Below are 5,884 nucleotides of genomic sequence, written 5' to 3' on the forward strand. Positions count from 1 at the left end.
GTTCAGCGGAGCAGACGTACTGGGGTATCCTGGTTTTCTGCCTGCGACGGCTCGCGCGATGAATGAGTCTGGTCTTCTGTTTGGCCAAGTCGAATTCCTGACACAGGCGGGGGCGCCGGAGCTCTCGTCCATCATGGAGCACAGGGTGGCCCGAGTCCACAGCATCACCAGGGAGGAGATGGACCGGGGCATGAGTATCGAGGCCATGGTGGACCGCATGGTCCGGGCTGCCCGGGAGAGGAACGCAAGAATCCTGTACCTCCGGCCCGTGCTCAAACCGTCGGGGGCAGAATCCCTTCTCGAGGCCAATCGCCAGTATCTGTCTCGCCTGGTGGCAGCGCTTCGGGCAAGAGGCTTCGTTACCGCCCCGGCCGGGCCCATGGGCCAGCCTGCCCCCGGGCTCATGCCCACCCTTCTGGTAGTGCTGGGTGTGGCGGCCGGGTGTGTCATGCTTCTCGATGCGATCTCACCGGTCTCTGCTCCGGTGTCCGCCGCGCTCGTAGCTGTTGCGGCAGCAGGATTCGCGGCCCTGTGGGGCATGGGTTATTCCATCCTTGCCAGGCAGATTGCGGCTCTGGTGTCGGCTGTGGTCTTCCCATCTCTCACTGCCTTCATCTTACTGGCCCCTCCCCACAATACCCTGCCCCGGGCAGGCTCGGCGTGGGTCCGGTTTGCAGTCTCTCGATTCATGCTTGCGTCTGCAGTGTCTGTGGCGGGGGGACTTCTTCTTGCGGCGTCTCTCACAGACCTGGTGTTCATGATCCGTATCCGGCAGTTTGTCGGAGTCAAGCTCATGCACATCCTTCCGCTTTGTCTTGCGGCGGTCGCTTATTTGCAGTATTACGTTCGCAGAAGCCATGAATCTGTGCTCCAGTCGGCTGCAGAGTTCCTGAACTCCCCTGTACTGATCTGGCACGCGCTGCTGATAGGGGTTGCCGGCGTCCTGGGCCTCGTATACATAGTCAGGACCGGAAACACATCTGCATTCGCGATATCTGTTCCGGAGTTCGAGCAGTGGTTCCGCACGACGCTCGAGCGAGCTCTCATCGTGAGACCGCGGACCAAGGAGTTCCTCCTGGGCCACCCTGCTTTCATCACCGCGGCTGCGCTCGTCGTGTTCCGTGACCGGTCGCTGCTGTTGCCGGTGGCGTTGGCGGGCATTATCGGCCAGGTCTCGATGGTCAACACTTTTGCTCACCTGCACACGCCGATTATAGTGACTCTGGCCCGGACGGGACTTGGGCTCTGCCTTGGGCTGCCACTCGGGCTCGCGGGCGCCTGGATTCTCATGGCTCTCATCCAATGGGCCAGACAGTGGGTCAGGGGGCCTGGAAAGTGAGGGTGGTCATCTCCGGGTACCATGGGATGGGAAACACCGGAGACGAGGCGGTGCTGGAGGCATTTCTGCAGCGCGCTTCGGAGATCGCCCCCGGGCTTGAATGCACGGTGTTGTCGGGCGATCCTACTGCCACCAGCGCGGCCTATGGTGTGCACTCTGTGCCTCGCACGCACGTCCTGCGCATCGTCTGGGAGATCCTTCGATGTGACATAGTCATAAGCGGGGGTGGGAGTCTTCTGCAGGATGTGACCGGCCCGTGGTCTGTGCCATACTACCTCGGAATGGTTGCTCTCGCCTGTGCCTTTCGAAAGCCAGTGTCCATATATGCACAAGGGATCGGGCCTCTGCGGTCGCAGTTCTACAGGTGGCTCACCAGGACTGTCTTGTCCAGGACTTCCACCATCAGTGTCCGTGACCCAGGATCGCTTCAGAGGCTCGAAGAGATGGGATTGAGGTCCCCGAAGCCGGTGCTGGTAGCGGATCCCGCATTCGGGCTCGTTCCGTCCGGGCACGGAGAAACCCCGGGCCCTTCCGACCGCGAGGACCTGCGCCGGACTGTGCTCTTTGCCTTGAGGCCCTGGCCACATCTCGAAGGACGAGAGAGCGACATTGCCCGTGCCGTGGACGGCATCGCATCCTCGACTGACGCACGCCCGGTCATGCTGGCATTCCAGCCGGACCAGGATGAAGCCTTCGCCCGGCGGGTCTCCGCCCTTTCGGCATCCCACCCGGAAGTCGTCCCGTGCACCATGCGCCCGTCCGAGGTCATGGGCATGATCGGTGGGGCGGGCATGGTGGTGGGCATGAGGCTTCACTCTCTCATACTCGCTGCCGCAGCTTCAGTGCCTTTCGTGGGGATAGACTACGACCCGAAGGTGGCTGCGTTCTTCGCCATGGTGGGGTCCTCTGATGTTGTCCCGGTGGATGCATCCTCTGACGATCTGATCCGGGCATGCGAGGTTGCCTGGAGTAGACGGGAAGAGATCCGGCAGTATCTGCGCCGGGTTGTTCCTGGTCTTGCACGGGCGGGAGCCCGAGCCGTCGAACTCGCCCTGGCACCCGTGCGGCCCTCCCGCGGATCCATCCTGGGTCTCCCGGTGGACTGTGTTTCCATGGAGGAGGCGATCTGTCGAGCGTCTGGCCTGGTCCGGTCGGGAGTCGGCGGGCACGTGGTCACCCTGAACCCCGAGATGGCTCTGGCCGCAAGAAAGGACCGCGAGCTCCGAGAAGCCATACTCAACGCCGAACTCGTGGTGCCCGATGGGATCGGAGTGGTCATGGGCCTGCGCCTCTTGGGCGGGCGCCCGCGCGGGCGAGTCGCCGGGATCGAGCTTGCCACGGGCCTTATGGCCCTAGCTGCAAAGATGGGACACTCGTTTTTCTTAGTCGGCGCGAAACCTGGAGTGGCGCAGCGGGCAGCGGACAACATGAGAGCGGCTTACCCAGGACTGTCTATCGTAGGCGTGCATCATGGGTACTTCGCCCGGGACGAGGAGCCGAACGTGCTTGATGCGATCGAGAGTTCGAATCCCGACTACGTGCTGGTGGCCTTGGGGGCGGGCAGGCAGGAGAGGTGGATCGCTCAGGCCCGGAAGGCGGCCCCTCGAGCGGTCTGGATCGGCGTGGGAGGGACGCTCGACGTACTGGCGGGGGACGTGAAGCGGGCGCCGGTGGCGTTCCGCCGGTTGGGGCTGGAATGGCTCTATCGTCTCATTTCCGAGCCCTCCCGGGCGAGACGCATGGCTGCGCTTCCCCGGTTCGTGGCCGCGGTCATCTGGGAAGTGCTGCGCCTGGGAGCCGGGAGGCCATCCGGCGGAGATTCCGAGAACAGGAGTTGATGGTGTTGGCTCGAGTACGACTCGACGACCCGCGCGAGCTTGCGAGTAAGGCGCGGGAGATCAGGAAGCACATAGTTCGGATGACCGGATCCGCGGGATCCGGGCACCCGGGGGGGTCCCTTTCTGCAGCGGACATACTCACAGTTCTCTACTTCCACGAAATGCGGGTTCGACCAGGCGAGCCAAACTGGCCGGGACGGGACCGGTTCGTGCTATCGAAAGGTCATGCAGCACCCGCCCTCTATGCTACCCTCGCCGAGGCAGGGTTCTTCCCCATATCTGATCTGACGGGGCTCAGGCAGCTCGGCAGCCACCTGCAGGGACATCCGGATATGCGCAGCACTCCAGGGGTGGAGATGTCCACAGGATCCCTGGGGCAAGGTCTGTCGGCGGCAAACGGGATGGCCATAGCCGCCAAGATGAGCGGCGCGGACTTCCGGGTCTACGTTCTGCTGGGTGACGGTGAGCTGGAAGAAGGCCAAGTGTGGGAAGCGGCCATGACCTCTGCCCACCGGAAACTCGACAACCTCGTGGCCATTGTCGACTGGAATGGCCTGCAGATCGATGGACCGGTCCAGGAGGTCAAGTCCGTCGACAGGATAGGTGAGAGGTTCGCCGCGTTCGGGTGGAACGTGCTCGAGATCGACGGCCACAGCATTCCAGATATCCTGGGCGCGTTCGATGATGCCAGGAAGGCCTGGGGCAAGCCTACGGTGATCGTGGCGAGAACGATCAAAGGGAAAGGGGTCTCATTCATGGAAAACCAGGCGGGATGGCACGGGACCGCGCCCAAGCCTGATCAGGTCGAGACGGCTATTGCCGAACTTGATGCGGCGGCGGAAGGCGGTGACTCCTAGTGCCGGACGGTTCCATGATCGCCACCAGAGTAGCCTACGGTAAGACCCTGATAGCTCTGGGTGAATCCAAACCCGACGTTGTCGTACTTGATGCCGACCTATCCAAGTCAACCATGACTTCGGAGTTCGCGAAGAGGTTTCCGGACCGCTTCATCCAGATGGGAATCGCAGAGCAGGACATGATGGGTACCGCAGCAGGGCTTGCTGCAGCTGGGAAGGTCCCGTACGCCAGTACCTTTGCGGTATTCGCAGCCGGTCGGGCTTTCGACCAGGTAAGGAACAGCATCGCCTACCCAAGGCTGAAGGTGAGGATCTGCGCGACACACGCCGGGGTCACGGTGGGGGAGGACGGCGCGTCCCATCAGTCCGTGGAGGATATCGCGCTGATGAGGGCGGTTCCGAACATGACGGTCATAGTGCCGTCTGATGCTGTGCAGACCGAATGGGCCGTAGAGGCGGCATACGACGTCGACGGGCCGGTGTTCATCCGGCTCGGGCGGGCGCCGGTGCCCCTGCTCTACCAGCCTGGCCACGACTTTGAGCTCGGTCGGGCCGTGATGCTGGCGGACGGAGAGGATGTGACCCTCATCGCCTGCGGCGTCATGGTCTCCCAGGCAGTGGCGGCGAGGGAGATTCTTGCGGGGGAAGGCATATCCGCGAGAGTGCTTGACATGGCCACTGTGAAGCCTCTCGATGGTGACGCTGTGGCCAGGGCGGCCCGGGAGACAGGGGCGATCGTCACCGCAGAAGAGCACTCGGTCTTGGGTGGGCTCGGTGGGGCGGTGTGCGAGGCGGTGTCGGAGATCTGTCCTGTCCCCGTGATCAGGGTCGGGATGAAGGATGAGTTCGGGAAATCCGGAAAACCCACTGAGCTTCTCGATAAGTTCGGCCTCACGGCGGAAGGCATCTCTCGGGCGGCGCGACAGGCTGTCAGGTTGAAGATACGTGCGTGACATCCTCGAATACCACCGGCTTACCGTGTGTTGCTCCGTTTTCCATACGTACGAGGCAGGAATTCGCGGGCATCCACTCGAAATTCCGCCTGATGCGGATGGCCGAAACGGAGTGATTGGCCGTCAGCTACCCCACGGCTAAAGCCGGGGGCTCGCGATAAGCAAGCCTGGAGCTGACCAGCCTCAGCTCATCGGCTGCAAGGCCATCGGGCTACGTTATTCAGGTCGCGACACCCTGGGATGCGTGCCAGTTCCAGGCCCTGTCGCCCGGCATTAAACAGGCATACGGGGTTGAAGCCGGTGTGCCGGGCCTAGAAAGCCTGAATAACCTTGGCGAGGCAAACATTACCCCGCAAGGGAGGCTCATTAAATGAGCAGAGTGTTTGTGCTCGATGCCAAGAAAAAGCCGCTTCTGCCCTGCCGTCCCGCTTAAGCCAGGCAACTGCTGAAGCAGGGGAAAGCGGCAATATTCCGACGCTAACCCTTCACCATCGTCTTGAAGCGGGAAGCCGCCGATGCGGCAATGCAGCCGTTGAGATTGAAACTTGACCCTGGAAGCAAAGCGACGGGCATCGCGGTAGTCAATGACGCCACCGGCGAGGCAGTGTTTGCCGGGGAGGTTCGCCACCGTGGCGAGCAGGTTAAAGCAAAGCTGAGCGCCTGCCGGGCGTTAAGGGGGGCCCGCAGGAACCGCAAAACCAGGCATCGCGCCCCACGGTTTCTAAACCGCCGGCGGGAAGACGGTCGGCTGCCGCCGAGTCCGGAAAGCCGCATTGCCAATGTGGTGACCTGGGTAAACCGGATGAGGAGATACTGCCCGCTCGAGGCGATTTCGATGGAACTGATCAAGCTCGACCTGCAGAAGATGGAGAGCCCCGAAATCCAGGGGGTTGAGTG

Annotated in this window: 4 protein-coding genes and 1 pseudogene; all 5 read left to right on the forward strand. The window is 62.6% G+C overall.

All coding sequences use genetic code 11. The features are described 5' to 3' along the window. On the forward strand, positions 1-1,339 hold a 1,339-nt coding region (locus tag NUW23_08155), incomplete at its 5' end, for a DUF5693 family protein (GenBank protein MCR4426142.1). Then, complete coding sequence (gene csaB / locus NUW23_08160) at positions 1,336-3,177, forward strand: polysaccharide pyruvyl transferase CsaB (protein ID MCR4426143.1); 1,842 nt, start codon at positions 1,336-1,338, stop codon at positions 3,175-3,177. The genes NUW23_08155 and csaB, both read left to right, overlap by 4 nt. 5 nt (positions 3,178-3,182) lie before the next feature. Next, positions 3,183-4,034: a transketolase gene (locus tag NUW23_08165; protein ID MCR4426144.1), complete on the forward strand. Its 852-nt coding sequence runs from the start codon at positions 3,183-3,185 to the stop codon at positions 4,032-4,034. Positions 4,035-4,048: 14 nt separating this feature from the next. Further along, the gene (locus NUW23_08170) at positions 4,049-4,987 is read left to right on the forward strand and encodes a transketolase family protein (GenBank protein ID MCR4426145.1); all 939 of its coding nucleotides are present in this window, start codon (positions 4,049-4,051) and stop codon (positions 4,985-4,987) included. A 370-nt stretch (positions 4,988-5,357) separates the two neighbouring features. Next, a pseudogene (gene iscB, locus NUW23_08175) lies at positions 5,358-5,884 on the forward strand (RNA-guided endonuclease IscB).

Source organism: Bacillota bacterium (genome assembly GCA_024655925.1).
GTDB lineage: Bacteria > Bacillota > DTU025 > DTU025 > JANLFS01 > JANLFS01.